The sequence below is a fragment of the Blautia sp. HCP3S3_B11 genome (genome assembly GCF_052064435.1).
GTDB lineage: Bacteria > Bacillota > Clostridia > Lachnospirales > Lachnospiraceae > Blautia_A.
In genome coordinates this window covers 141131-166215 of record NZ_JBQHVP010000011.1, presented here as the reverse complement: position 1 = coordinate 166215, position 25085 = coordinate 141131, and the positions used below count along the sequence as shown (strand labels likewise).

At 41.3% G+C, this 25085-nt stretch carries 17 protein-coding genes and 1 pseudogene; 2 read left to right on the top strand and 16 right to left on the bottom strand.

What is annotated here, in order from left to right; genetic code table 11:
• From ACTNC0_RS10640 to rpsL, 9 genes and pseudogenes are all read right to left on the bottom strand, one after another.
• Positions 1–249: site-specific integrase (locus ACTNC0_RS10640; protein WP_441087335.1), on the bottom strand; the 249-nt coding region annotated here is incomplete at its 3' end.
• Between the two features lie 315 nt (positions 250–564).
• Entirely contained in the window at positions 565–2706 is a 2142-nt protein-coding gene (locus tag ACTNC0_RS10635) for a sensor domain-containing diguanylate cyclase (protein ID WP_441087334.1), read from the bottom strand.
• Between the two features lie 483 nt (positions 2707–3189).
• Entirely contained in the window at positions 3190–3402 is a 213-nt protein-coding gene (locus ACTNC0_RS10630) for a complexin-2 (protein WP_441087333.1), read from the bottom strand.
• 52 nt (positions 3403–3454) lie between these two features.
• Positions 3455–4537, bottom strand: a complete 1083-nt coding sequence (locus tag ACTNC0_RS10625; protein WP_441087332.1) for an AAA family ATPase — start codon at positions 4535–4537, stop codon at positions 3455–3457.
• Between the two features lie 169 nt (positions 4538–4706).
• Positions 4707–4910: pseudogene (locus tag ACTNC0_RS10620) on the bottom strand (tyrosine-type recombinase/integrase); the annotation flags it as partial.
• Positions 4911–5348: 438 nt separating this feature from the next.
• The gene (gene tuf / locus ACTNC0_RS10615) at positions 5349–6542 is read right to left on the bottom strand and encodes an elongation factor Tu (protein WP_119234119.1); all 1194 of its coding nucleotides are present in this window, start codon (positions 6540–6542) and stop codon (positions 5349–5351) included.
• Positions 6543–6814: 272 nt separating this feature from the next.
• On the bottom strand, positions 6815–8935 hold the full coding sequence (gene fusA / locus ACTNC0_RS10610) for an elongation factor G (RefSeq protein ID WP_441087331.1): 2121 nt from the start codon (positions 8933–8935) through the stop codon (positions 6815–6817).
• Positions 8936–8952: 17 nt separating this feature from the next.
• On the bottom strand, positions 8953–9423 hold the full coding sequence (rpsG, locus tag ACTNC0_RS10605) for a 30S ribosomal protein S7 (protein WP_020993199.1): 471 nt from the start codon (positions 9421–9423) through the stop codon (positions 8953–8955).
• A 224-nt stretch (positions 9424–9647) separates the two neighbouring features.
• Positions 9648–10064, bottom strand: a complete 417-nt coding sequence (rpsL, locus tag ACTNC0_RS10600; RefSeq protein WP_008705161.1) for a 30S ribosomal protein S12 — start codon at positions 10062–10064, stop codon at positions 9648–9650.
• 762 nt (positions 10065–10826) lie between these two features.
• Here rpsL and ACTNC0_RS10595 point away from each other — a divergent pair.
• Both ACTNC0_RS10595 and ACTNC0_RS10590 read left to right on the top strand, forming a co-directional pair.
• On the top strand, positions 10827–11837 hold the full coding sequence (locus ACTNC0_RS10595) for an N-acetylmuramoyl-L-alanine amidase (protein ID WP_441087330.1): 1011 nt from the start codon (positions 10827–10829) through the stop codon (positions 11835–11837).
• Between the two features lie 45 nt (positions 11838–11882).
• Positions 11883–13022, top strand: a complete 1140-nt coding sequence (locus tag ACTNC0_RS10590; RefSeq protein WP_441087329.1) for a serine hydrolase — start codon at positions 11883–11885, stop codon at positions 13020–13022.
• Positions 13023–13133: 111 nt separating this feature from the next.
• On the opposite strand, the gene ACTNC0_RS10585 is transcribed toward ACTNC0_RS10590, so the two are convergent.
• From ACTNC0_RS10585 to rpoC, 7 genes are all read right to left on the bottom strand, one after another.
• Positions 13134–14132 carry a LacI family DNA-binding transcriptional regulator gene (locus ACTNC0_RS10585; protein WP_441087328.1) on the bottom strand — a complete coding sequence of 333 codons (999 nt, stop codon included), beginning with the start codon at positions 14130–14132 and terminating at the stop codon, positions 13134–13136.
• 165 nt (positions 14133–14297) lie between these two features.
• Positions 14298–15833: a glycoside hydrolase family 32 protein gene (locus tag ACTNC0_RS10580; protein WP_441087327.1), complete on the bottom strand. Its 1536-nt coding sequence runs from the start codon at positions 15831–15833 to the stop codon at positions 14298–14300.
• 83 nt (positions 15834–15916) lie between these two features.
• On the bottom strand, positions 15917–16537 hold the full coding sequence (locus ACTNC0_RS10575; RefSeq protein WP_441087326.1) for a carbohydrate ABC transporter permease: 621 nt from the start codon (positions 16535–16537) through the stop codon (positions 15917–15919).
• A gap of 411 nt (positions 16538–16948) precedes the next feature.
• Positions 16949–18178, bottom strand: a complete 1230-nt coding sequence (locus tag ACTNC0_RS10570) for a hypothetical protein (RefSeq protein WP_441087325.1) — start codon at positions 18176–18178, stop codon at positions 16949–16951.
• Between the two features lie 14 nt (positions 18179–18192).
• Positions 18193–19008: a PP2C family protein-serine/threonine phosphatase gene (locus tag ACTNC0_RS10565; protein WP_441087324.1), complete on the bottom strand. Its 816-nt coding sequence runs from the start codon at positions 19006–19008 to the stop codon at positions 18193–18195.
• The gene (locus ACTNC0_RS10560) at positions 18992–21040 is read right to left on the bottom strand and encodes a protein kinase domain-containing protein (RefSeq protein WP_441087323.1); all 2049 of its coding nucleotides are present in this window, start codon (positions 21038–21040) and stop codon (positions 18992–18994) included. Before ACTNC0_RS10560 ends, ACTNC0_RS10565 begins: the two co-directional genes overlap by 17 nt.
• 300 nt (positions 21041–21340) lie before the next feature.
• The gene (rpoC, locus tag ACTNC0_RS10555) at positions 21341–25081 is read right to left on the bottom strand and encodes a DNA-directed RNA polymerase subunit beta' (RefSeq protein WP_441087322.1); all 3741 of its coding nucleotides are present in this window, start codon (positions 25079–25081) and stop codon (positions 21341–21343) included.
• Positions 25082–25085: the final 4 nt, after the last annotated feature.

Genomic DNA, 25085 nt, shown 5'->3' with positions numbered 1-25085 from the left:
TTTTCCTAAAACACGCTTATAGAAAAATACCAATGATCCATTTTTATTATTAAGGGTAGATGATTTATCGCCTTTGTCCTTTAAATATAAAAGGAAATCTCTTGCGTCTTCACAAGTGAGATCTTCAGGGTGTTTGTTGATAAATTTCAGAAAATCTCTGACATTATTTTTATAAGTTCGAATGGTGCCGGGTTTCAGATTTCTAAGCTTGCCAACATCTTCGATTTTATTCATATATGATTCGTACATAAAATAACCTCCATGAAATAAATGTGGTAATAACAATAGTAACTACCCATCATGGAGGTGCATTTGCAAAATAAAACTGCTTGTGTAAGCAGCCTAAAGATGATATTCTTTTCATAGGCAGTTGTTGGGACTAAGCCCGTGTTTGAAGTTTGTTATTGGTGGTACTTTAACAATACTATCTTGGGACAATCCTGTCACTGCCTATTTTAGAAAAAGTAGAAAACTGCGCCACAGCCTTGGCAGGCCATCGCGCAGCGATTTTGTTCAACTGAAAGTTGTTGGGTTCTTTACATAGATTAAATATCAATTTATAAATCAAACTCGTCTTCTATCTTTTCCTGTTCGTCTATAATATTCATCCTTATCTGCATACATCAACTTATCAGCCATTGCCTTAATTTCTTCAAAATTAAGTTCTATATGTTCTGAACAAACAACTACTCCCTTAGACACACTAAGTTCAGAAATAAGATTTCCCTGGAAGTTTTCAGTTAAATAATCAAATGTCTTAACTGCATCCTGTGCTTCTTCTCTCGTTCCTCTCAGTAATGCAACAAACTCATCGCCACCTACACGATACGTCCTTCCAAGACCTGAGAATGCATTATCCATACACTTCGAAGCGCCAATAATTAACTCATCCCCTGCTTCATGACCAATATTATCATTAGCTGCTTTTAAACCGTTCAAATCCATCATAACAAGAACGTATTCTATTAAGTTATTATTTTTCTTGATTATTTCACAGTCAACTTCAAACCCTCGTCTATTATATAAGCCTGTAAGCTCGTCCTTTATAGATGCTTCATATCTTCTGTTGTATGCATCCTTTGCCTTCTTCTCTCTCATACTAATAATAACAAATGAAGTTGCCATTATTAATACGCCTGCAATAAAGATTAAAACAATTGGAAGTATAATTTTATTTACATCCAATTTAACAGGATTATTATCTCTTATTACTATATACCCATCAAATCCTTCGAGATACTTGGTCATATAACAGCCATTCTCCGATAACTGATAATAAAAATCATCATCTGATATATTGCCAAAATATGAATTATCCAAGTAGCCTGTTTCTATAGAACTTACATCCGTATCAACCTGTATAAGTCCATCATGATTAACTAAATATACTTTGATATTGTATTCTTCCTCGAACCTGGCAAGTATGTCTACAAGGTCATTCATATCAACTCCGACACCACATGCTCCCAAAATGTCTCCATTCGTGTCAAAAATACCGTAATTAATAAACACCGAAAGACTCCAGTTATTATCTTCATCAGTATCAACATTAACTGTATATCTTTTCCCTGAATCCAAGTAATCCTTATACCATATATCATGGCTGTCATTTTCAACATCAAGATACCTACTTATTCCACTATATGTATAATATGCTCTTGTTTTATCCGAAACAACAAATACCATTTTATAATCAAATTCATTACCAATGGATACCAGACGATTAGTTATATCGTCTTTGACACTCTCCGCCTCTTCTCTGGTTTTCCCCTCTATATAGGTTCTTATATCAATATCACTGCTAATCGTCTGAGAAACAGTAATTAGCTTAATAAATTCATTCTCAACCTTTGCTGAAACCATCTGCGCAATTGTTCTGCTCTGTATTTCAGAGTTTTCCTTAGTTACCTGCTGAATCACATTAACACATGCTATGATGGAAACACTCATGCTAAGTAGCATTATGATAAACATAATAACAGCATCAAATCTGCTGTCATTAATCATATTCGTATGTTCATCCCCATTATGAGACCAATCATACATATATGCAGCAAACATTACGAATGAACCTATTCCCAGTCCTAAATTGGTTATAGAAAATCCATAAATAAAGGACTGTACAACTGTTGCAATTATTGGAATAAACGAAAACAGCATCATTGAAATGAAGCTTCGTTTTTTCAAATACTTTCTATACTTAATCGCCATACCTGCTCCTATAAATATGACGACAAGTGATATTAGTGTATATACATACCAGGAATTATTCCTGTGATAATAATTTGCCTCATCGAAATAATACATCCATGGATAAAACAAATTAACCACAACAATGAAAATATTAATGCACGAAAAGATATTGGCAATTTTAACACTATTGCCACTTACTTCAGCACCTTTTTCAACAAAAACAGAACTAACAAACCTAACATAGGTATTTGCCATTGCTATGTTCATAGCAAATACCATAAGATTAGCAATTCTAGTTACTAAAATATTAAAAAGACCAAGGTTACCTCTAAAAATATATGCCAAAGTCTCTCCAAAAAACAGAACTGTAGCAATAAGAAATAATCGAACGAACATCCTCATACTCTTCTGTTTTGGATTATTTGCTTTAATTGAAACAAATATTATTAGACAGAACAAACAAAAGAACATATCCATTGTTGCCTGTGCAATTTCAAGACTTGTAATATTCATCTATTTTTCTCCTCGTCGATTGATACTCTTTTTTACCTTATATTTGAATTGATGGATAATGCTTGTTTTTTTATTCTTATACAAGATTACTGTTTTTTCTTCAAAAGGTAAATTTATCAATTCTGCAACTTCCGATTTATCTCTTACATTTTATCATATTCTATCCCAAAACTCTATTCTTAGATTGCCAAAGAGCAGCCTTCCGACTGCCCTTTCTGCTCACATATAGACTTCTTTCAGATTCTCATTCCGGTAACAAATATTTAATTGCACTCTGTCTGGATCAACATTTTCTGCTATAAAATCTCGTCTGTTATGAGCCAGAGACCCTGTCCCGATCATACCACTGATTGTTCGTTTCATCGTCATATTCCTCACCCCGCTTTCTAAAACCAGTGCCAGACATGGCACATAAATTTGTATCTTTGCCAGCTATAGTATAAAAAGAAATATTCGCCGGATACGGCGGTTTTGTTACTTTTGTCAAAAGTAACGCAAAAGCACTTTCGACAGCCGTACCGTCCATCGAAAGTTCTCCGGTATTCCCCGTCTGTCCAGATATTCCTGCCGGAACTTTTCTCTTTCTTCTTCCGTTGGTGCTGTTTTGGATTTGCTATATACTTCACGATTCACCATTGCATCCAGTTTTTTCTCCAATCCCAACCGGATTATTTCTTCGCCATCGTAGTTATCCATCAAAAAATATTGTAGGAGTTGAAAAAATAACTCGTATGGAATCTGTACATTTTTATTCTGGCAACATCCAATACCATTGCTTTCCACGTTTTACGGAATCAATTTCAAGTTCCCGTTTGGCGTTCCATAGCGTTTTACTTTTAATTCCTCTGGCTTCTGCTTCTTCTGCAATTTTCTTCTGAGTCATTCCTCCATTTGCCAGTATCTCAAGGAGAAATTCTTTTGCTTTCCGGCTTTTCTGTCCTCTTCCGTCTCCATTAAGAAGTTCATCAGCACTGATATCATATTCTCCAATCCATTCAAACCCATTATTCTTATCCAGTCTGAATGCAATGGACGTTCCTTCCGGTGCAAGAGAACTCTTCGTATGACATACCACTCTTACTTCCGGTTCATCCTTCACTCGCCCGACAATCAGGACACTTCTTGCAGCAGCCTGAAAATCAATGGAACCAAGTCCACGGTAAGAAGATTTGCCATTGCTGTTTTTGTTCATATGACCGATTAAAATGACTGCACAGTGATATTTTTCTGCCAGCACTGCGATACGCTTCATCAATGGCCTGATCTCATTTGCCCGGTGCATGTCTACATCTGCTCCCAGGAATCCCTGTATCGGATCAAGAACAACCATTTTTGCTTTTGTCTGCACGATTGCTTCTTCCAATCTGACATCTGCCATCGTCAGTGGCTGATCGCTGTCATCAATCACCAGCACCTTTGAACAATCTGCACCTGCAGCAAGTAATCTGGGTTTGATAGTATCTCCAAGTCCATCTTCTGCTGTCTGGTAGATTACATTTACGGGTGACGCTGCAGACTGTTCCTGCATATTATCTTCGGCATCTAAATCTTCATTCCCACTATCGACTTCATCACTTCGTTTTTCTTTTGTTTTCGTTGTATCAGTAACAGGAAGAATCGGCTCTCCTCTGGTCAGTTTTGCAATAATCTGAAGTACCATCGTTGTCTTGCTTTCTCCTGGATCTCCCTGTATAATGGTCACTTTTCCATAAGGAATAAACGGATAAAGCAGCCATTCTATCTGTTCCACCTCGACTGAATCCATGTTGATCAGTTTCAGTTTTGGTTCTATTCTGCAATTCTCAATTTTATTTTTTTCATTCATATTCATTTCATCATCTCCTCCTGCCCGTCCGGGCAAGTCTCTGATGAACAGATATTCGGGAATTGTCGTATTTCCCGATTCGTGATATACTGAATCTGCCAAGATGGTATATCAGTGAATCTGATTATCAGAGAACTTGCTCAGATTATTTATCTGGGCTTTTTCTTTTGCCTTTTCAACATTCATCTCTTTCTTCTCCCAATCCGGTAACTACATTTTCATTATCCAACAGATTTGCAATCTTCCTCTGCTGATTTGGATAAAGATGTCCATAAGTGTTCAATGTGATACGAATATCTTTATGACCTAATCTGTCCCGAATCAGTAACGGTTCTACACCTTTCTCAATGAGATAAGCCACATGGCTATGCCTGAGAAAATCCAAACGTTTGGATTTCATTCGATATCCAAACTTACATAAAATCCAAACCTTTTACAGATGATGCAGGAAATGCAATAAATAAGATCTGAAAACAATCCGTCTGAAACTACAATATCATCGTGATCCGGAACGTGCTGAACAGATCAAACAGATCAAAGGCTGGTAAAAAAATTACTCCTGTGAATAGCAAACATTCGCAGGAGTTTCTTTTTGGCACCGTTTTGGCACCGCTGGTCTGATTATTCGGTTTTTAGTTTGTTTGTACTTCGTCTTACTGATTAATTTTCTGTTTACTTTTATCTTGAAAACTCATAGGTGATTTTACTTTCCACTCGACAGAAAACCCCGGAAACCTTACGGTTCCGGGGTATCTTACGTTTGGACACAATGTACCTTACGGTACTCAATATATATAATTAAGATGTTATGCTAAAATTATTCGATAACTGTAGCAACACGTCCTGATCCAACAGTACGTCCACCTTCACGGATAGCGAAAGTAAGACCCTGAGCCATAGCGATTGGGTGGATCAGTTCAATTGTCATTTCGATGTTATCTCCAGGCATGCACATTTCTGTTCCTTCTGGAAGGTTGCAAACACCTGTTACGTCTGTTGTTCTGAAGTAGAACTGTGGACGATAGTTGTTGAAGAATGGAGTATGACGTCCACCTTCATCTTTTGTCAGAACGTAAACCTGAGCTGTGAATTTTGTATGGCATGTGATTGTTCCTGGTTTAGCAAGAACCTGTCCACGCTCGATTTCGTTTCTCTGAACACCACGAAGAAGTGCACCGATGTTATCACCAGCCTGAGCTTCATCAAGAAGTTTACGGAACATTTCGATACCAGTTACAACAACTTTACGTGTTTCTTCTTTGATACCAACGATTTCAACTTCGTCAGATACATGAAGTACACCAGCCTCTACTCTACCAGTAGCAACTGTACCACGACCTGTGATAGAGAATACGTCCTCTACAGGCATTACGAATGGTTTATCTGTGTCACGCTGTGGGTCTGGAATGTAGCTGTCAACAGCATCCATAAGTTCCATGATCTTGTCTCCCCACTCGCTGCTCGGATCTTCAAGAGCTTTAAGAGCTGAACCCTGGATTACCGGAATGTCATCTCCTGGGAAGTCATACTCGCTTAAGAGTTCACGAATTTCCATTTCTACCAGTTCAAGAAGTTCTTCATCATCAACCATATCACATTTGTTCATGAATACAACGATGTAAGGAACACCTACCTGACGGGAAAGAAGGATGTGCTCTTTAGTCTGAGCCATAACACCATCTGTAGCAGCAACAACGAGGATAGCACCATCCATCTGAGCTGCACCTGTGATCATGTTCTTAACGTAGTCAGCATGTCCTGGGCAGTCAACGTGTGCATAGTGTCTATGCTCTGTTTCATACTCAACGTGTGCTGTAGAAATTGTGATACCACGTTCTCTTTCTTCCGGAGCTTTATCGATGTTAGCGAAATCTGTAGCTGTGTTACCAGCAACTCTTTCAGCCAGAACTTTTGTGATAGCTGCAGTTAAAGTTGTTTTACCATGGTCAACGTGTCCGATGGTACCAATGTTACAATGCGGTTTTGTTCTCTCAAACTTAGCTTTTGCCATTTTAAAACGTCCTCCTTAAAACATTTGGCTCTTATATATTATAGAGCGCCTTTTTCGGTTTTAAACTTGCTATTCTTGATTATATTGCATAACCGGAATATTTGCAAGCATTTTATACAATTTGATAAGTTTCACACTATAAACAGTGTATTATTATCAATTGTTGTATCGTTACAGTTCACACATTACTGAGAACATAGTGAACAGTAACTTTATATCTCCTACACCCTGCCGGCTTTAAACACCGGCAGACTGCAGATGATCAATAATTATCAGTCTTTCTTAGAAAGGATTTTTTCCTGTACAGACTTCGGAACCTGCTCATATTTCTCAAAGAACATAGAGTAGTTACCACGTCCCTGTGTTCTGGAACGAAGGTCTGTAGCATATCCAAACATTTCGGAAAGCGGTACATATCCACGGATCATCTTACCACCGCCGATATCTTCCATACCTTCGATACGTCCACGACGGGAGTTGATATCACCAATTACATCACCCATGTAATCTTCAGGTGTTGTAACCTCTACCTTCATGATCGGCTCAAGAAGTACAGGAGCTGCTTTCTGCATAGCATCCTTGAATGCAAGAGAACCTGCAATGTGGAATGCCATTTCAGAAGAGTCGACTTCATGGTAAGAACCATCGTATACATTAGCGTATACACCGACTACTGGGAATCCGCCAAGGATACCAGCTTTCATAGCATCTTCGATACCTTCGCCGACTGCCGGGATGTATTCCTTCGGAATAGCACCACCAACGACTGTGGATTCGAACTTGTACAGTTCTTCACCGTTGGCATCCATAGGCTCGAATTTAACTTTACAGTGACCATACTGTCCACGACCACCAGACTGTTTAGCATATTTGCTGTCGATATCAACAGGTTTGGTGATTGTTTCTTTGTAAGCAACCTGAGGAGCACCTACGTTAGCCTCTACCTTGAATTCACGAAGGAGACGGTCAACGATGATATCCAGATGAAGCTCACCCATACCAGCGATAATGGTCTGTCCTGTTTCCTGATCTGTATGTGCACGGAATGTCGGATCCTCTTCTGCAAGTTTTGCAAGAGCTTCACCAAGTTTACCCTGTCCAGCTTTAGTCTTAGGCTCGATAGCCAGCTCGATAACCGGTTCTGGGAATTCCATGGACTCCAGGATTACCGGATGCTGCTCGTCACAGATTGTATCACCGGTTGTTGTGAATTTGAATCCGATTGCTGCAGCGATATCACCGGAATATACTTTATCAAGTTCCATACGTTTGTTAGCATGCATCTGAAGAATACGTCCAACACGTTCTTTCTTGTCCTTAGTAGCGTTAAGTACATAAGAACCGGAATTCATTGTACCGGAGTATACACGGAAATATGCAAGTTTACCAACGAATGGGTCTGTCATAATCTTAAATGCCAGAGCTGAGAATGGTTCTTCATCAGAAGAATGTCTCACTACTTCGTTACCGTCCAGATCAGTTCCCTGAATTGGAGGAATATCTGTAGGAGCCGGCATATACTCAAGGATAGCATCAAGAAGTTTCTGAACACCTTTGTTTCTGTAAGCAGAACCACAGCAAACCGGAACAGCTGTACACTCGCATGTCGCTTTTCTTAATGTTGCTTTCAGTCTCTCAACAGTTGGTTCTTCACCTTCAAGATATTCCATCATTAAGTCGTCATCAAGCTCACAGATTTTCTCAATGAGCTCTGTATGATAAAGCTCAGCATCTTCCTTCATGTCTTCAGGAATATCAACGATGGAGATATCATCACCTTTTTCATCGTTGTAGATGTAAGCTTTCATTTCGAATAAGTCAACGATTCCTTTGAAATCATCTTCTTTTCCGATTGGCAGCTGTAAGCAGATTGCGTTTTTACCAAGACGAGTCTTGATCTGCTCTACTGCACCGTAGAAGTTTGCACCAAGGATATCCATCTTGTTGATGAATGCCATACGTGGTACATTGTAAGTGTCGGCCTGACGCCATACGTTTTCAGACTGCGGTTCAACACCACCCTTAGCACAGAAAACGCCGACAGCACCGTCAAGTACACGAAGAGAACGCTCAACTTCTACTGTGAAGTCAACGTGACCTGGGGTATCAATGATGTTGATACGATGTTCCAGAGCACCTGGCTTCGGTTTGCAGTTCTCTTCCAGAGTCCAGTGACATGTTGTAGCCGCTGAAGTGATTGTGATACCTCTCTCCTGCTCCTGTTCCATCCAGTCCATGGTAGCAGTACCTTCATGAGTATCACCAATCTTATAGTTGACACCTGTATAATACAGGATACGTTCTGTAAGAGTTGTTTTACCCGCATCGATATGAGCCATAATACCAATATTTCTGGTACGCTCTAATGGATATTCTCTTCCCTCTTTAGCCAATGGATTTTCCTCCTATATTAGAAGCGATAGTGAGCAAATGCTTTATTTGCCTCAGCCATCTTGTGCATGTCTTCTTTTCTCTTAACGGATGCACCTGTGTTGTTCATTGCATCTAAAAGCTCATTTGCAAGTCTTTCTTCCATTGTTTTCTCGCCTCTTTTACGAGAGAACATTGTTAACCAGCGAAGAGCCAGTGCCTGACGTCTGTCTGCTCTTACCTCGATCGGAACCTGATAAGTAGCACCACCGATACGTCTAGCTTTTACTTCAAGAAGTGGCATGATGTTGTTCATAGCCTCTTCGAAAACTTCAAGTGCTGGTTTACCAGCTTTTTCTTCGATTCTGGCGAATGCACCGTAAACAATTTTCTGTGCTACACCTTTCTTACCGTCTAACATGATGTTATTGATAAGTTTGGTAACCACTTTATTGTTGTACATTGGATCTGCCAGAACGTCTCTTTTCTGAGTATGTCCTTTACGTGGCACGTTACTTCCCTCCTTAATCATTGTGATTAAATCATCGGTACTCACGCAGATAACTATTGCATGTTCGCACTGGTAAGGTCCTATATTTAACCCGCAACCGGCAGGGTATATGGAATACCGTACAAATTCATAGTTCTAGTCTTCCGTGAATTTTCGATTGATTAATTCCTGCTGTCCCAAACAATAGGATCAGCTCTTAAAATTCTTATGAAACCTTTTTAGAATTATTTCTTTTTCGGTCTCTTAGCGCCGTATTTAGAACGGGCCTGTTTTCTGTTAGCAACACCTGCAGTATCAAGAGTACCTCTGATGATGTGGTATCTTGTACCAGGTAAGTCCTTAACCCTTCCACCACGGATAAGAACAACGCTATGCTCCTGAAGGTTGTGACCTTCTCCTGGGATGTAGCTTGTTACTTCGATTCCGTTGGAAAGACGAACTCTGGCGATTTTTCTAAGAGCTGAGTTAGGCTTCTTAGGAGTTGCAGTCTTAACTGCTGTACAAACGCCACGTTTCTGTGGTGCAGACTGTTCAACTGCTTTCTTTCTTAAAGAGTTGAATGTTTTCTGGAGAGCCGGAGCTGTAGATTTCTTTACAGATGTCTGGCGTCCTTTTCTTACTAACTGGTTGAATGTTGGCATTCCATTTCACCTCCCGATTTATTTCTCCATAGATTTTTCTATGGGGCCTTGCGGTTGCTATTCGTGTAATTACGCACAAAAAAATTAAACGTTCCTTTTGCACGCTTGCTCATTATATCCCGTAAAATCCACGCTGTCAAGGTATTTCGCATGAAATTTACATGATTTTTTCTAATTTTTATCATTACCGTAAATTTCTTTTTTCATACACCACATCACCGCAATAAACTTATCAGACAATACCCCTTCCCCAAAAATCTTAACTGCCATCTCTCCCCAAATGTATCCAGACAAGACACTATTCTCTTCCTATTATAATTAGCTACCCACTTCAACTTTTAAAAGCAAAATACACCAAGACCTCACCAAGCCTCCGAACAGAGTTATCGATAACAGTTCCCATAAATCCATATATATTGCGGGAATGATTTTTCAAACACGCTCTAGTACTCCATCCAGCCAGTAATCGTACTTTCAGTACCGAAGGTTTTGTCAGCCTGCAAGGCGGTAGAAAGAGTCAATGTAGTGGCATCGTCAACTGACAACGACACAACAAAACACAACAAATAACAAAACAAGCAACGTCAAAAGTACACTTAGCGATCGGATAGGGTACCAGTCCCAGCCAACAGTCAGCGCCGGAAAATATTTTCCGGCGCGTCCCCCCTGCCACGCTTTCATTCACAATTGCATTTTCCCTCCCCTTTCATTATAATAACAACCAAAGCAACAATTCAAATTTTCAAGAAAGGACACCCCAAAATGAAGAAACCCAGCATGATCAGCGTACTTCTATTCCTGACAGGCCTCCTATGCATCATAGCCCTTATCTTCTTCAATAAAAGTACCCTGAAACAAATCACCACCACCGAAAAAGAAGTCGACACCATGTCCGAGCAGCTCACCACCAAACGCGACGAAGTCAAACAAGCCGTCGATAAATATGCAACCGCCATAGACACCGTTCAATCAAACATCGACCGCATGAAACAAAAACAACAAACAGCCTCCCAGAAGAAAACACAGGAAAAAGCCGAAATCACAGAAGAGCCATCCAAACCATCCGTTTTCAACGAAGCCAACACCTCTTCCGGTTCAGACTCAAGTACCAGCGTTTTCTCCTCCCAGCCAGAAGGCAATGGCCATATAGTAGGAATAGACCCCGGACACCAAAGCGAATCCGTAGATATGAGCGCATTAGAGCCAAACGGTCCCGGCTCCTCCGAAATGAAAGCCAAATGCTCCACCGGTACTCAGGGAACCTACAGCGGCGTACCCGAATATCAGCTCAACCTTGAGATTTCTCTCCAATTAAGAGACGAACTCGAACAGCGAGGCTATCAGGTCGTAATGACCAGAACAGACAACGAAACAGCAATCAGCAACATGGAGCGTGCTCAATATGCTGCTGCACAGGGATCAGAAATCTATGTCAGAATCCATGCAAACGGAGATGACTCCCACACAGCATCCGGAGCCCTGACAATGTCTCCATCCCAGAACAACCCATATATTCCACAACTGTTCGACCAGTCCAATCGTTTATCCCAGTGCATCATCGATTCCTACTGTGCCGCAACCGGTTTTCAAAACCTTGGAATCCAATACACCGACACCATGACCGGAATCAACTGGAGCACCATTCCTGTCACAATCCTGGAAATGGGCTTCATGACAAGTCAGAATGATGACCTGAAAATGAACGATACCGAATTCCAGAAGGCCATGGTACAGGGAATCGCAAACGGAATTGACAGCTATTTCGCATCATAATCGTACCACAATTTCTTCTATATTAATATGAAAGGAAACAATCAAATGAGCATGAAAAACTCTGATAACAACAATAATGAAACTAACAGATTTTCCAAAAACGAAAAACCAGTTTTCCTGTATACAGTGATTGGCGTACTGACAGTTGCTGTTATTGCACTGGGTGCAGTCTCCTTCTTATCACTGAACCATCTTGTCACCCTCCAGCAGAAAGTACAGACACTTTCCAACACCGTACAGGATATCTCAACTGATGCGAACACCCTCATCAGCCAGGCAGATCAGCTGGATGAACTAAGAGAACAGGAAAGTTCCGTTCAGACAGCAACAGGAGAAACAACTGCTGCCGCCCAGTCTGAATCACCAGAACCCGCTCCAGGATCAGAACAGGAAGGAACACTTTCCCCTTCTTCCGGCACCACATTCACTGACAACACAGACTCCAGCATGGATAATCTTCTGAATCAGGTACAGTCACTACTCCCAACAGATAACGGAACCTGGTCCGTATATGTCTGCAACCTGCTGAAAGATTCCGATGGAACGATCAATGACACTCCAATGCAGGCTGCCAGCCTGATCAAACTTTATATCATGGGTGCTGTCTACGAAAATTATGGAACAATTGCCCAGTCCCATAACAGCGAAGAAATAGACAGCAATATTTCTGCCATGATCTCCGTCAGTGATAATGATGCTGCCAATACTCTGGTAAACTGGCTCGGAAACGGCAATGATGCCGCCGGTATGACAAAAGTAAATAATTTCTGTCAGGAACATGGTTTCACCAGCACACAGATGAACCGGCTCCTTCTTGCCAGCAAAGAAAATGGTGACAATTATACATCCGTCAAAGACTGTGGAACATTCTTAAAACAGATTTATCAGGTAGTCAATGGAACTCTTCCATCATCTACTCTCGCAAATGCAGACGCCATGTACTTCCAGTTAAAAACACAGCAACGCAAGAATAAGATTCCGGCTCAGCTCCCTGAGGGCGTTGGCACCGCTAACAAAACCGGCGAACTCGACACAGTAGAAAATGATGCAGCGATCATCTATGACACCGCCAAAGGCATTGATCTTGTTGTATGCTTCATGTCACAGGATCTCACCGATACCGGCGCAGCCCAGAGCACCATTGCTGCAGATGCACGCGCTATCTACGGATATTATAATGAATAAACACTATCTTCTGAATCTACAATCTGTCCAGATAATTGTCATAAATCAGATAGATATTCACAGTTGAAACAAAGAACTTACCTGATTCGATTAAAAGAAGGAGGCACACCCTTAACGGGTTGTGCCTCCTTCTGCAAATTTAACAGGAAGAATTGTCAATGTCTCAATCTCTTCTCCCTTTATTTTCTTTAGTAAAAGCTCCACGCTCTTTCGTGCCATATCCGACACCGGCTGTACAATTGTTGATACCAGATATTTTCCGCTGTTCATCCACTGTATTCCATCATGTCCCACAAGCTGCACTTCCTCCGGAACTTCCACACCAAGAAACTGCAGCTGTTCCAGCAGAGCTTTCGCAAGCAGATCTGTGCTGGTATAGATACCATCGTACCTCATTTTTCCGGTCTTTCTTGCAGATATGATAAAATTCCTCAATACCTCTTCCACAGAAGTTTTTCCTCTGATCAGATCAAAATCATCTCCCAGATTTAATGTTTCACAGGAGACTCCATGAGCATCACAATATCTCTTAAATCCTTTTCCCCGCTTCAACGTCTCTCCGGAAATCTCTGACCCATTTCTCAGATAAAGCAGATGTCTGCTTCCTGTTGAAATCATTTTCTGTGCAGCAAGTTCTCCTCCATGATAGTTATCTGAACTGATACAGCTTACTTTTTTGTGAAAATGTCTGTCCAGAGAGATAAGAGGGATATTTTCCGATACATATGGCTCAACATCCTGATATGTAACACAGATAATGCCATCCACTTTATTCTGCTCTGCCATACGATAATAATATTCTTCCTTCTCAGGCATTCCCTGTGTATTGCATAAGAGCATTTTATAGCCGTTCTTATAAAGTTCCTGCTCAATATAGTAAACCCATTCTGCAAAGAAAGGATTCAGTATCTCAGGTACAATTACCGCTATTGTATAAGTATTCTTTGTCTTCAGACCTCTGGCATAGAAGTTCATCTGATACCCAAGCTTTGTTACAGAAGCTTCTACTTTTATTCTGTTTTTCTCACTTACATGCTGTCCGTTCAGCACCTTGGAAACAGTTCCAACAGCCACCCCTGCATCCTGTGCCACATCTTTAATTGTTACCATATACAACTCCTGATATTTTTTACTGTATATCGCTTATAAAACGGACAAAATCATCTACTTCCACTATATGCTCATGAACGCAGACGCTTCGCGATCTGCGCTCATGTTTCTCATCCGGACAGACTATAGTTGAAACAGGATTCTTACCTGATCCGGTAAAAATCTTTATTTATACAGACACATTTTTTCTGAAACTTTTAAATCTTCTGTTCTGAAAACTTCCCAGTCCATACCCAGAATATTCTCTCCTGTTTCCGCTGCGCCATATACCTTTCCGTTTTCTGCAAATACCTCAATAACTTCCTGATCAAAAATGAAGCTGATTTCCTGTTCTGTTGAGATTCTTTCCCTCATATAATATACATGTGTTTCTGTATCCTCAATACTCAGGATATTGCTGTAGAAATCCGCTGTCAGTCTCAGGCTTCCTATTGTCAGTCTCCACTCTCCCTTAGTACCTGCTTCCGGAGTCAGAACGATCTTGCATGCCTGTCCCTCAGGAGAAATTGTGCTTTTTAGATTATCATACCATCCTGCTTCCAAATTCTCAAGCTCTTTGGCAGGTGCAAAACAGATTTTATAGTCATTGCCTTCTTTTTCAAGGGATAATTCCGTAGGAAGGGACATCAGTCCTCTGTAATTTCCTCTGTCATTCTTCATACGGAGCCATGCCATACTGATCACCCTGTCATCTACACCACTGAATGTCTGAGCTGCATAGGGCAGAACAGAGCTATACCCTGATTTACGGCATCCATCAGGTTTAAATTTATACCCGTCAAATTCTCCGGTCATATAGTAACCATCTGCGGACCAGAATACCCATCTCTTTTCCCCTGGCACATTTTTAACTTCCAGTTCAAGAAGATCCGGACACTCCCACATTCCAGGCTCTGAAATTCTCTGAGTTTCCTCCCAGTTCAGCAGATCTGTTGAGCGATAGACAGCAAAATCATATCCGTCCAGGTATAATACCATAATAAATGCTTTACTTTCTTTATGATAAAAAACCTTAGGATCTCTGTTCTCATTTACAATATGCGGCATACAGAATTTTTCTGATCTCTGAAGAGTTTTTCCTCCATCTGTAGAATACGCCAGTCTCTGGGTGAACAGATTTCCGGCATCCACAGACCACTGATTTCTGCCGCCTGCAGCTGTATAGAAGTACAACAAAGCTCCTTCGCCATAGCCTGTCAGATTAGCTTTATCCTGAATTCCGCAGCCGGAGTAAACAGTTCCTGTTTCATCCGGTGCAATAGCCAGTCCTTCCTGTTCCCAGTGATAGAGATCCTTACTCTTTACATGACCCCACTGCATATTTCCCCACATACTTCCATATGGATTCCACTGATAATAGAGATGATAAAATCCATCTGCATAAACCATACCATTAGGGTCATTATGCCATCCTGTTACAGGTGCAGCATGCAGTTTCGGACGATAAGGATATACATTATCATAAGGTTTTCCGTAACAGAAAATCCCTTCCAGAAGTTCCTTGTCTGCACCCTCTATCTGCAGATCTTTTCCTAAGAACGCAGAAGCATCCCAGCATCCGTAAAATTCACAATCTGTTTTTCCAAGATGAATATCGATCTCCTGGATTTTTTTCCCTTCTATATAAAAATGCAGTTTTCTCTCCGGTGCATTCTTGCTTACCGGGAGCCAGATATATGGTTTTTCAACGTTTAATATCATTTTGTATCCTCCATTTAGCTGTTCCGTTCAAAAATCTTATACTTCCAGTTGTTGCTCATTTCATTTTTTATGGCTTCAACAGATTAGTTTTTCGCTCCTGTAGATGCAATTCCTGCCACATAGTATTTCTGAAGACTAAGGAAAATAATCAGTACCGGAATTGTTACCAGTGTCAGACCAGCCATAACATTTCCATAGTTAACCGGCTGGATACTGAACAGACTGCTCAGAGCCATCTGGATGGTCTGCTTGGAGCTGTCTGAGATTACCATAACCGGCCATACAAAATCATTCCAGCAGGCAATAAATACAAGAATACCAACAGTTGCATACACCGGTTTTGCCAGAGGCACGATCAGTGCAAAAAGCAGATTTTTCTTTGGAAATTTTAATCTGGCAAATGCATAACCTGCCATAGAATTTACGATCAGTCCCAAAGCAATGATAACTATAATATATGACAGTGAATTCAGCATTGCTTTTACAAGAGGAAGCTTTGAGATAACCTCTTTATAGTTAAAAAATACGTCTTCTTTGAATGCCGGTACAAAAGCCTTCAGACTGGTAATATCTGAAAAGATCATAGCATCATCTTTAAAAGAAGAAACGATCATCCAGATCAGTGGAAACATAAAAATTAATGCTACCACTGTCATACCAATATATATAAGAAACTGTTTTGGCAGAGATGGTTTTTTATACATTTATTTTTCCTCCTTTTTTGAGTTTAGTTTTGAAACGTTTTATTTTTTGCTTTTATTTTTTTGCATCCACAAAAGTATTTTTCCATCTGCCGGATTCAGATAAACACTTTTATGAATGCATTATTGATATCAATGGTTGTTTCAAAAAATGAAACGATTCATTTGATAGTTTTATCATATAGTTGAAACGATTCATGGTCAAGAGTCAATTATGTTGTTTTTTACTTTTCTAATATTTTCAACAATATTATATATCTTTTTTTATATATTATGCACAAATCGCAGTTCTTTTAACAAAATAATAAGAGCAAAAAAGAAGCCCTCTGCCTATGCAGAATAGAACAATCTACGTCCGGCAATCCCGAACTGATTTATCCTGCTTAAAGCAAAAGGCTTCTCCTGTTTATACCATTATGCCTCTTCAGTTTCTCCCTCTTCATAGGACTTCTCCCATATCTCCGAGAACACTGCCAGAGGGCAGTCCGTCAGGAGACACATAAGAAGGAAACATTCATAAGGATTCACTATGTAGATTTCGCCCATTCCGCATCGAAGCAGGATGCCCTGAATCTCATCAAGGAAATGCTTGTATCTGTTAAATGGATCATCATCCTCCAGCTCCTGCGATACAATAAAAAACTCCAGCGTGATCAGGTCAAATCGCTCCACCGGGAGTTTGTGGCTGAGGATGTTCGTGATTCTCTGTCTGCTGAAACGCTTCTGGCTGAAATGTTTTGCGAGAATGGAGGCCGACATCTTTTTCAGATTTCCCATTTTGTTAATCGGAATCCCACTGCAGATTACTTTTTCCACATCGGACGGTGTGATTCTCTCTGCTGTCCACACTTTACCCCCGCCTTTTTCCTCCTCATCATGTTGATAAAGTCCGGCGATGATCTGTTTTGCATGATAAAGCAGTCTCGTAAATTCCTGGAATGCCTGACTTTTCTCGGATATCGGATCTACTCGTTTGGCCTTCAGTTTTGCAAGATAATCTATCAGCTTCTCTTCTGTATCCAGACAGAGATTATTTCCGTATAGAACCTGAGTATTATCCATTTCTACCGGAGAGAGCGTTTCATATTTCTTCTTTAACTCCTCTGCTTTGTGATATCCCTGCTGGGTACTGTAACAATACCAGTAGATTACCTCATCCGGATTGTGGAAATCAAAATCCTGCTCTTTTAATACTCTGGTCAGAAAATCCGAAACATCTTCGGCTGTCATTTTTAATCCGAATCCAAGCAGGAAAACGGTTTCTCTTTTTACTGAAGCCTGATTCAGCCAGTTATTGACTAGCGCCGATAATTTCGTTGAGGTAGGATTCATTGACTTAGGGGTATAGGTCTCTTTAAATGAATCCAGTATGATTTCCTTATATACCTCCTGTGGAACTTCTGAGAAAGGTTCTTCCAGTTCTGCTCTCTCATAAATATAACGCTTCAGGTGATCACCAAAGGATACCAACTCCATCTCTTTATATAAATAATGAAAAATAACATCTGCATCCTCATCTTCGAAACTGTCAAGGCTTACTACCTGGCGGAATCTCTGAGCTGCCCTTCTGGTAAATTCATAATCCTGTACTTTATCAAATGCCACCGTCTGCTCAAAGTCCAGATCCTGCATACGATTTTTCATACTGCCTTCACCTCTCATTTTTTATCTTTCAGATTTTTCATCCATGTTTTTACCATTCGGACCGTATCTAACTTCTGCACTTCGCAAAGCACGATCGTCACATTGTCTCTTCCGCCTTTATCCAGTGCAGTCTGTAAAAGAGTATCTACCATTTCTGAAAGCCCCAGATCTCCCGACAGAATTACTTCGATTTCTCTGTCCGAAAGCATATCCGTCACCCCATCCGAGCACAGCAGATATTTATAACCTTCTTTATGCTCGATTTCTGCCACAGATGGTTCCAGCATCTGCAGATCCTCTGGAAGTCCCAGATACTGTGTTAATGGAGCTTTTCCCACCATCGGCCTTCCCAGAACATGATCGGTAGAAATCTGGCGCAGTTTATTTTCACCCCAGAGATAGATTCTGCTGTCACCGAGATTGCAGGCAAACATAGACTCCGGCGTAAATAGAACCATCGCCATGGTACTGCCCATACTCTGAATATGGTTGTCCGTCCCATAACTGCATACTGCCTGATTCATCTTCTTACATATGCCATCTATGAACTCTTCCGGGATATCTCTCAGCATTCTTTTATTTGTATTGTAAAATTTTCCAAATTCTTCGGAAGCGAGAAAAGCTGCTACTTCTCCACAGCTTTCTCCTCCCATGCCGTCAAATACTGCCATTGCCGGTACTCTGCTTCCGGAAATAATCTTCGAACAGATGCCTTTTGTCCCCTCATTGTTCATTGGAAGGGATTCTCCAAAGCACCAGAAATTATCCTCATTATTTGCCCTGACATTTCCCATATGGCAGGTATATGCACACTCAATCTGATACGCCATCGTCTGTCTTTGTACCTTCTCCCTTCAATGCTTTCAGTGAATTATTCCAGTATTTCTCGCCACGTTTTACAAACTCATCATTATCTGTTTCATTGTCATGGCATTTGCCATTGGAATCGATCCAGCGGATCAGCTCACCGTCATCATAATAATAGTATTCTGAAGTTTCATCATACCAGATATATGCAAAGAAAAGCTTCTCACCCCAATAGAAATATTCCTCATAAACACCGTCTTCTGACTCTGCCGGGTAAACCAGAGCTTTCATGCATTCGCTTTCAATGTCCATATTTCCGTCTGACTGCTGAGTAGTCTTAACTCTGCGCAGATATCGTAAAACAGTTCCCTCTGTACCAACCCAGTCATAGCTGTCCAGATTGTCAGTAATCGTTGTTGCCCGCTCCTTGATCGTATCCAATGTCTTTGAGAAATCTTTGGAATCAGATTTCGAGGAGCTGTATTTCTTATCCTCCAGAATTGCAATCGGGTTATCTTCCTGATTTGCCTGCTGATTACGCAGACTTACTTTATAGTAAATGCCTGCCATACCCAGTATTGCTGCTCCTGCTGCGATTGCAACCAGCGCCCTTCGCAATAGCTGCTTCTTTCTGCGTCTGCGTTTTCTGGCTTCTACCGCTCTGGCAGATCTCATCGCAACTGTCTCTGATGGTGTTTCCTGAGTAATTGTACTTCTAACCGCTGAGGCTGTAGCACTCATATTTCTGACCGTTGAAAATGTAGCACTTGTTGCTGCGCCTGCATTTTGCTGCTGCGTTTTATCTGCTGATACAGCAGTCTGTACTGATGCATCTGCTGTTCTCGTCCTATTCGGATTTTGCCCTGATGTAACAGCTGCTGTCTTTCTATTTACGGAACTGTGTAATGGAGCATCTGACAATCTCTTTCTGTCTGAAATATTTTGTCCACTTGACTGGCTTTTCTTTTTAGACACATTCTGCTCTTGTACATCCCGTATATCTGATCCCGTTTTCTTTTCATTTTGGCTCTTTGAGCTCTGTTCGAATGTAATTTGTGGTGTCCTATACTGGTTTCCAACAGTTGATGCAATCTTAGATGAAGGCATCTCGCTTTGCGATATCTGCCGATTCTTTACAATTCTTCCATTCTTCAGATCATCCAGCGCACGATAAAACTCCTCCGGAGTCTGGTACCTCTCCGCAGGATCACAGGCACAGGCTTTCAGAATAATCTGTGCGAACAACTCTCCTGCATCCGCCGGAACGCTCATCTTCTCACCTGCGACACGCTTATTTAATGCATTCTCTTTATCTCTGTATGTAATAAACTGCTTTTCCAAACTCATAAATGGCAGTCTGTTGTGGTTCATCAATTTGTATAGTACAATTCCAAGGGAGTAAATATCTACTCTGCTGTCATATTTCTCGCCCTTATACATCTCCGGAGCCATATAGGAGTAAGTTCCCTTCTTGGAAAATCCGCTCATTGTCCGCTCAAGTTCACGGGCAATTCCGAAATCTCCAAGCTTAAAATCGCCAAATCTGGATACAAAAATATTCTCCGGCTTGATGTCTCTGTGAATAATCTTAAGTTTCCGGCAATACTCCAGTGCTTTACTCAGATCCATTCCAAGCTGTATCACTTCATTTTCAGTCAGCTGTTTCTCTGCACAATAATCAATAAAACTGGTAAGATATTCCATTCGTATGGAGATTTCCCAGCCTATGGCATCCAGATATTCCATAACCTTGAAGTCTTCTACAGAAACAATATAAGAATTTCCCCGGAAATACTCCATGGTGCTGATTTCCTGGATACACTCCTCTACCAGATTCTGAAAATACTGTCTGGTGGACTGGTCATCTCCCGTTTCGGAACGTACACTGTTTAGCTCGCTCTGGCTTCCGGGTATGTTGATGATCTTAATGGCTGAATAAAAAGATTTTCCACGTTCTGTTCTCTGCGCTTTGTAAACTTTTCCAAAAGAACCTTCGCCGATCTTCTCTATAATCTTCCATTCCGGCCATGCCGAAACCGGCAATTCTTTATCCATGCTGCACCTCCTTCTTTGTCTTATATCTATAATACTTTCATTATAATATCAAAATCATAAAACAAATCTTCGTCTTATCTGCAAATTATAACACAAAACCCGACTTCTTTGTATTTTTCTCTTTTTATCTCCACTGGAATCTTTTGGGTCAATCTTTTGGTTAAATCTTTTTATAATATCAAAAAAGAGAACTACCATACCAGCAATTCTGCCAGTATAGTAGTCCTCTTATCATTCATATTAAAGCGAATATTCGCAATTCAATCAATCCGGATAAAAATCCTGTGCCGAAATCAGGAATTATTCATTATCTTCTGTATCATCAGCATCTTCCACATCATCAGCTTCATCTGCATCAAATTCTTCAATATCGAATTCTTCCTCTTCCGGAAGTTCTTCATCCATTGTGATCATCTCATCGTCTTTGATCTCTTCATCCTGAAGTTCCTCTGCTGTTTCTTCAACAGGAGCTTCTGTCTCAGGCATTGTACTGTTCAGTCTTACATCTCTGTAACGCTTCATACCAGTACCAGCCGGAATCAGTTTACCGATGATTACGTTCTCTTTCAAACCGATCAACGGGTCAACTTTACCCTTGATAGCGGCTTCAGTCAGAACTTTAGTTGTTTCCTGGAAGGAAGCGGCTGACAGGAAGGAGTTTGTAGCAAGAGATGCCTTGGTGATACCAAGCATAACCTGTTTTCCTTCTGCAGGCTGTTTGCCTTCTTTTTCCATCTGCTCGTTAACGTCCTCATATTCAAGGAAGTCAACCAGTGTTCCCGGAAGGAATTCTGTATCTCCGTTATCTTCGATACGGATCTTTTTCAGCATCTGACGAACAATAACTTCGATATGCTTATCACTGATCTCAACACCCTGGAGACGATATACACGCTGTACTTCACGGATCATATAATCCTGAACTGCACGAACACCTTTAATTCTCAGGATATCATGCGGATTTACGCTACCTTCTGTAAGTTCATCACCGGCTTCAAGAATCTGTCCGTCTGTGATCTTAATACGGGATCCATAAGGAATAAGGTAAGTCTTAGATTCACCTGTCTCCTGATCTGTAACGATAACTTCACGTTTCTTCTTAGTGTCATTAATAACAGCAACACCAGGAATCTCTGTGATGATGGCAAGACCTTTCGGCTTTCTTGCCTCGAAAAGCTCCTCGACACGAGGAAGACCCTGTGTGATATCTCCACCGGCAACACCACCACTATGGAAGGTACGCATGGTAAGCTGTGTACCTGGCTCACCGATAGACTGAGCAGCGATGATACCAACAGATTCACCAACCTGAACAGCTTCACCTGTTGCAAGGTTCGCACCGTAACATTTCGCACAGATACCAACTTTACATTTACATGTAAGAATTGTACGGATCTTAACTCTCTCGATAGATCCGCCAGTCTGGTTGTCCACGCCTTCTTTCATGATACGGGCTGCACGTTTTGGTGTAATCATATGGTTAGCTTTAACGATAACTTCGCCATCTTTATTCTTAATTGTCTCACAGGAGAAACGACCTGTGATACGTTCCTGAAGTCCTTCGATCTCTTCTTTACCGTCTGTAAAGGATTCTACATACATACCTGAGATCTCATCTCTGTTCTCACAGCAGTCTGTCTCACGTACGATCAGATCCTGAGAAACGTCAACCATACGTCTTGTCAGGTAACCTGAATCGGCTGTACGAAGAGCGGTATCGGACATACCTTTTCGAGCTCCATGCGCAGACATGAAGTATTCCAGTACGTCAAGACCTTCACGGAAGTTTGACTTGATAGGTAACTCGATTGTGTGACCGGTTGTATCGGCCATCAGTCCTCGCATACCAGCAAGCTGTTTGATCTGTTTATCGGAACCACGGGCACCGGAGTCAGCCATCATGAAGATGTTGTTGTATTTATCAAGTCCGGACAACAGAGCATGTGTCAGCTCATCGTCAGTCTTCTTCCATGTATCAACAACTTCTTTGTAACGCTCTTCTTCAGTGATAAGACCACGTTTGTAGTTCTTTGTGATAAGGTCTACAGTATCCTGGGCCTGTTTGATCATTTCCGGTTTCTGAGGCGGAACGGTCATATCGGAGATGGCAACAGTCATGGCTGCACGTGTGGAATATTTATAACCTGTAGCTTTGATTGCATCAAGAACCTCAGCAGTCTTTGTAGCACCGTGTGTATTGATAACTTTTTCAAGAATCTGTTTCAGCTGTTTCTTAGCTACCAGGAAGTCAACCTCAAGAAGAAGTTCATTTCCCGGAATACTTCTGTCTACGAAACCAAGATCCTGAGGAAGGATTTCGTTGAACAGGAAACGTCCAAGTGTAGATTCTACTGTACCGGTCAGAACAGTTCCGTCCGGCATTGTCTTGCTGCAGCGAACATGAATTCTGGACTGCAGTGTGATTACTTTATTTTCATAAGCAAGGATTGCTTCGTTTACACTCTTGAAGTATTTGCCTTCACCCTTATTTCCAGGTCTTTCCTGTGTCAGATAGTAGATACCAAGTACCATATCCTGTGAAGGAACGGCTACAGGACCACCATCAGAAGGTTTCAGCAGGTTGTTCGGTGATAACAGAAGGAAACGGCACTCTGCCTGTGCTTCCTGTGAAAGCGGAAGATGTACGGCCATCTGGTCACCATCGAAGTCGGCGTTGAACGCAGTACAAACTAGCGGATGCAGTTTGATTGCTTTACCTTCTACAAGGATCGGTTCGAATGCCTGGATACCAAGACGGTGCAGTGTAGGTGCACGGTTCAGCATAACCGGGTGTTCTTTGATTACATCTTCCAGAACATCCCATACAGCCGGCTCCAGCTTCTCAACCATTTTCTTAGCGTTCTTAATATTGTGTGCAGTTCCGTTTGCAACAAGCTCTTTCATAACGAATGGTTTGAACAGCTCGATTGCCATTTCTTTCGGAAGACCACACTGGTAAATCTTAAGTTCCGGTCCTACGACGATAACGGAACGTCCGGAATAGTCAACTCGTTTACCAAGAAGGTTCTGACGGAAACGTCCGGATTTACCCTTCAGCATATCAGAAAGGGATTTCAGGGCTCTGTTTCCAGGACCTGTTACGGGACGTCCACGACGACCATTGTCGATCAGGGCATCAACTGCTTCCTGAAGCATACGTTTCTCGTTACGAACGATGATATCCGGTGCACCTAACTCCAGAAGTCTCTTCAGACGGTTATTACGATTGATGATTCTTCTGTAAAGGTCATTTAAGTCAGATGTTGCGAAACGTCCGCCATCCAGCTGAACCATCGGACGAAGGTCTGGCGGGATTACAGGGATAACAGTCATGATCATCCACTCAGGACGGTTTCCTGACTCACGGAAAGATTCTACAACTTCGAGACGTTTGATGATTCTCGCACGTTTCTGTCCGGTAGCATCTTTTAATTCTTTCTTAAGTTCTGCGGAATCTTTCTCAAGATCGATTGCTTCGAGAAGCTCTTTGATAGATTCTGCACCCATACCTACGCGGAAATTATATCCATAAGCCTCGCGGGCATCCTGATATTCTCTCTCTGTAAGTACCTGTTTGTACTGGAGTCCGGAATCTGCCGGATCCAGTACGATATAGTTTGCAAAGTAAAGAACTTTCTCCAGAGTTCTCGGAGAAATGTCAAGGATCAGACCCATACGGGACGGAATTCCTTTGAAATACCAGATGTGGGATACCGGAGCAGCCAGCTCGATATGTCCCATACGCTCTCTACGTACAGAAGATTTGGTAACTTCTACACCACATCTGTCGCAGACAACGCCTTTATAGCGAATCTTTTTGTACTTTCCACAGTGGCACTCCCAGTCCTTGCTCGGTCCAAAGATTCTTTCACAGAAAAGTCCGTCTTTCTCCGGTTTCAAGGTACGGTAGTTGATGGTCTCAGGTTTTAAAACCTCGCCTCTTGACCACTCTCTGATTTTCTCAGGGGACGCCAGTCCGATTTTGATGGCATCGAAAGTCATTGGCTGATATGTTTCATTGGCGTTAGTTGTTTCTGCCATGTAT

What these genes read in the sequence shown, in the direction of transcription:
- rpoC (WP_441087322.1), bottom strand. Translation starts at nt 25,081, where the DNA reads ATGGCAGAAACAACTAACGCCAATGAAACATATCAGCCAATGACTTTC.
- ACTNC0_RS10625 (WP_441087332.1), bottom strand. Translation starts at nt 4,537, where the DNA reads ATGAATATGAATGAAAAAAATAAAATTGAGAATTGCAGAATAGAACCA.
- ACTNC0_RS10630 (WP_441087333.1), bottom strand. Translation starts at nt 3,402, where the DNA reads ATGGATAACTACGATGGCGAAGAAATAATCCGGTTGGGATTGGAGAAA.
- rpsL (WP_008705161.1), bottom strand. Translation starts at nt 10,064, where the DNA reads ATGCCAACATTCAACCAGTTAGTAAGAAAAGGACGCCAGACATCTGTA.
- ACTNC0_RS10565 (WP_441087324.1), bottom strand. Translation starts at nt 19,008, where the DNA reads ATGGCGTATCAGATTGAGTGTGCATATACCTGCCATATGGGAAATGTC.
- ACTNC0_RS10590 (WP_441087329.1), top strand. Translation starts at nt 11,883, where the DNA reads ATGAGCATGAAAAACTCTGATAACAACAATAATGAAACTAACAGATTT.
- ACTNC0_RS10585 (WP_441087328.1), bottom strand. Translation starts at nt 14,132, where the DNA reads ATGGTAACAATTAAAGATGTGGCACAGGATGCAGGGGTGGCTGTTGGA.
- tuf (WP_119234119.1), bottom strand. Translation starts at nt 6,542, where the DNA reads ATGGCAAAAGCTAAGTTTGAGAGAACAAAACCGCATTGTAACATTGGT.
- ACTNC0_RS10560 (WP_441087323.1), bottom strand. Translation starts at nt 21,040, where the DNA reads ATGGATAAAGAATTGCCGGTTTCGGCATGGCCGGAATGGAAGATTATA.
- ACTNC0_RS10580 (WP_441087327.1), bottom strand. Translation starts at nt 15,833, where the DNA reads ATGATATTAAACGTTGAAAAACCATATATCTGGCTCCCGGTAAGCAAG.
- ACTNC0_RS10635 (WP_441087334.1), bottom strand. Translation starts at nt 2,706, where the DNA reads ATGAATATTACAAGTCTTGAAATTGCACAGGCAACAATGGATATGTTC.
- ACTNC0_RS10595 (WP_441087330.1), top strand. Translation starts at nt 10,827, where the DNA reads ATGAAGAAACCCAGCATGATCAGCGTACTTCTATTCCTGACAGGCCTC.
- ACTNC0_RS10575 (WP_441087326.1), bottom strand. Translation starts at nt 16,537, where the DNA reads ATGTATAAAAAACCATCTCTGCCAAAACAGTTTCTTATATATATTGGT.
- ACTNC0_RS10570 (WP_441087325.1), bottom strand. Translation starts at nt 18,178, where the DNA reads ATGAAAAATCGTATGCAGGATCTGGACTTTGAGCAGACGGTGGCATTT.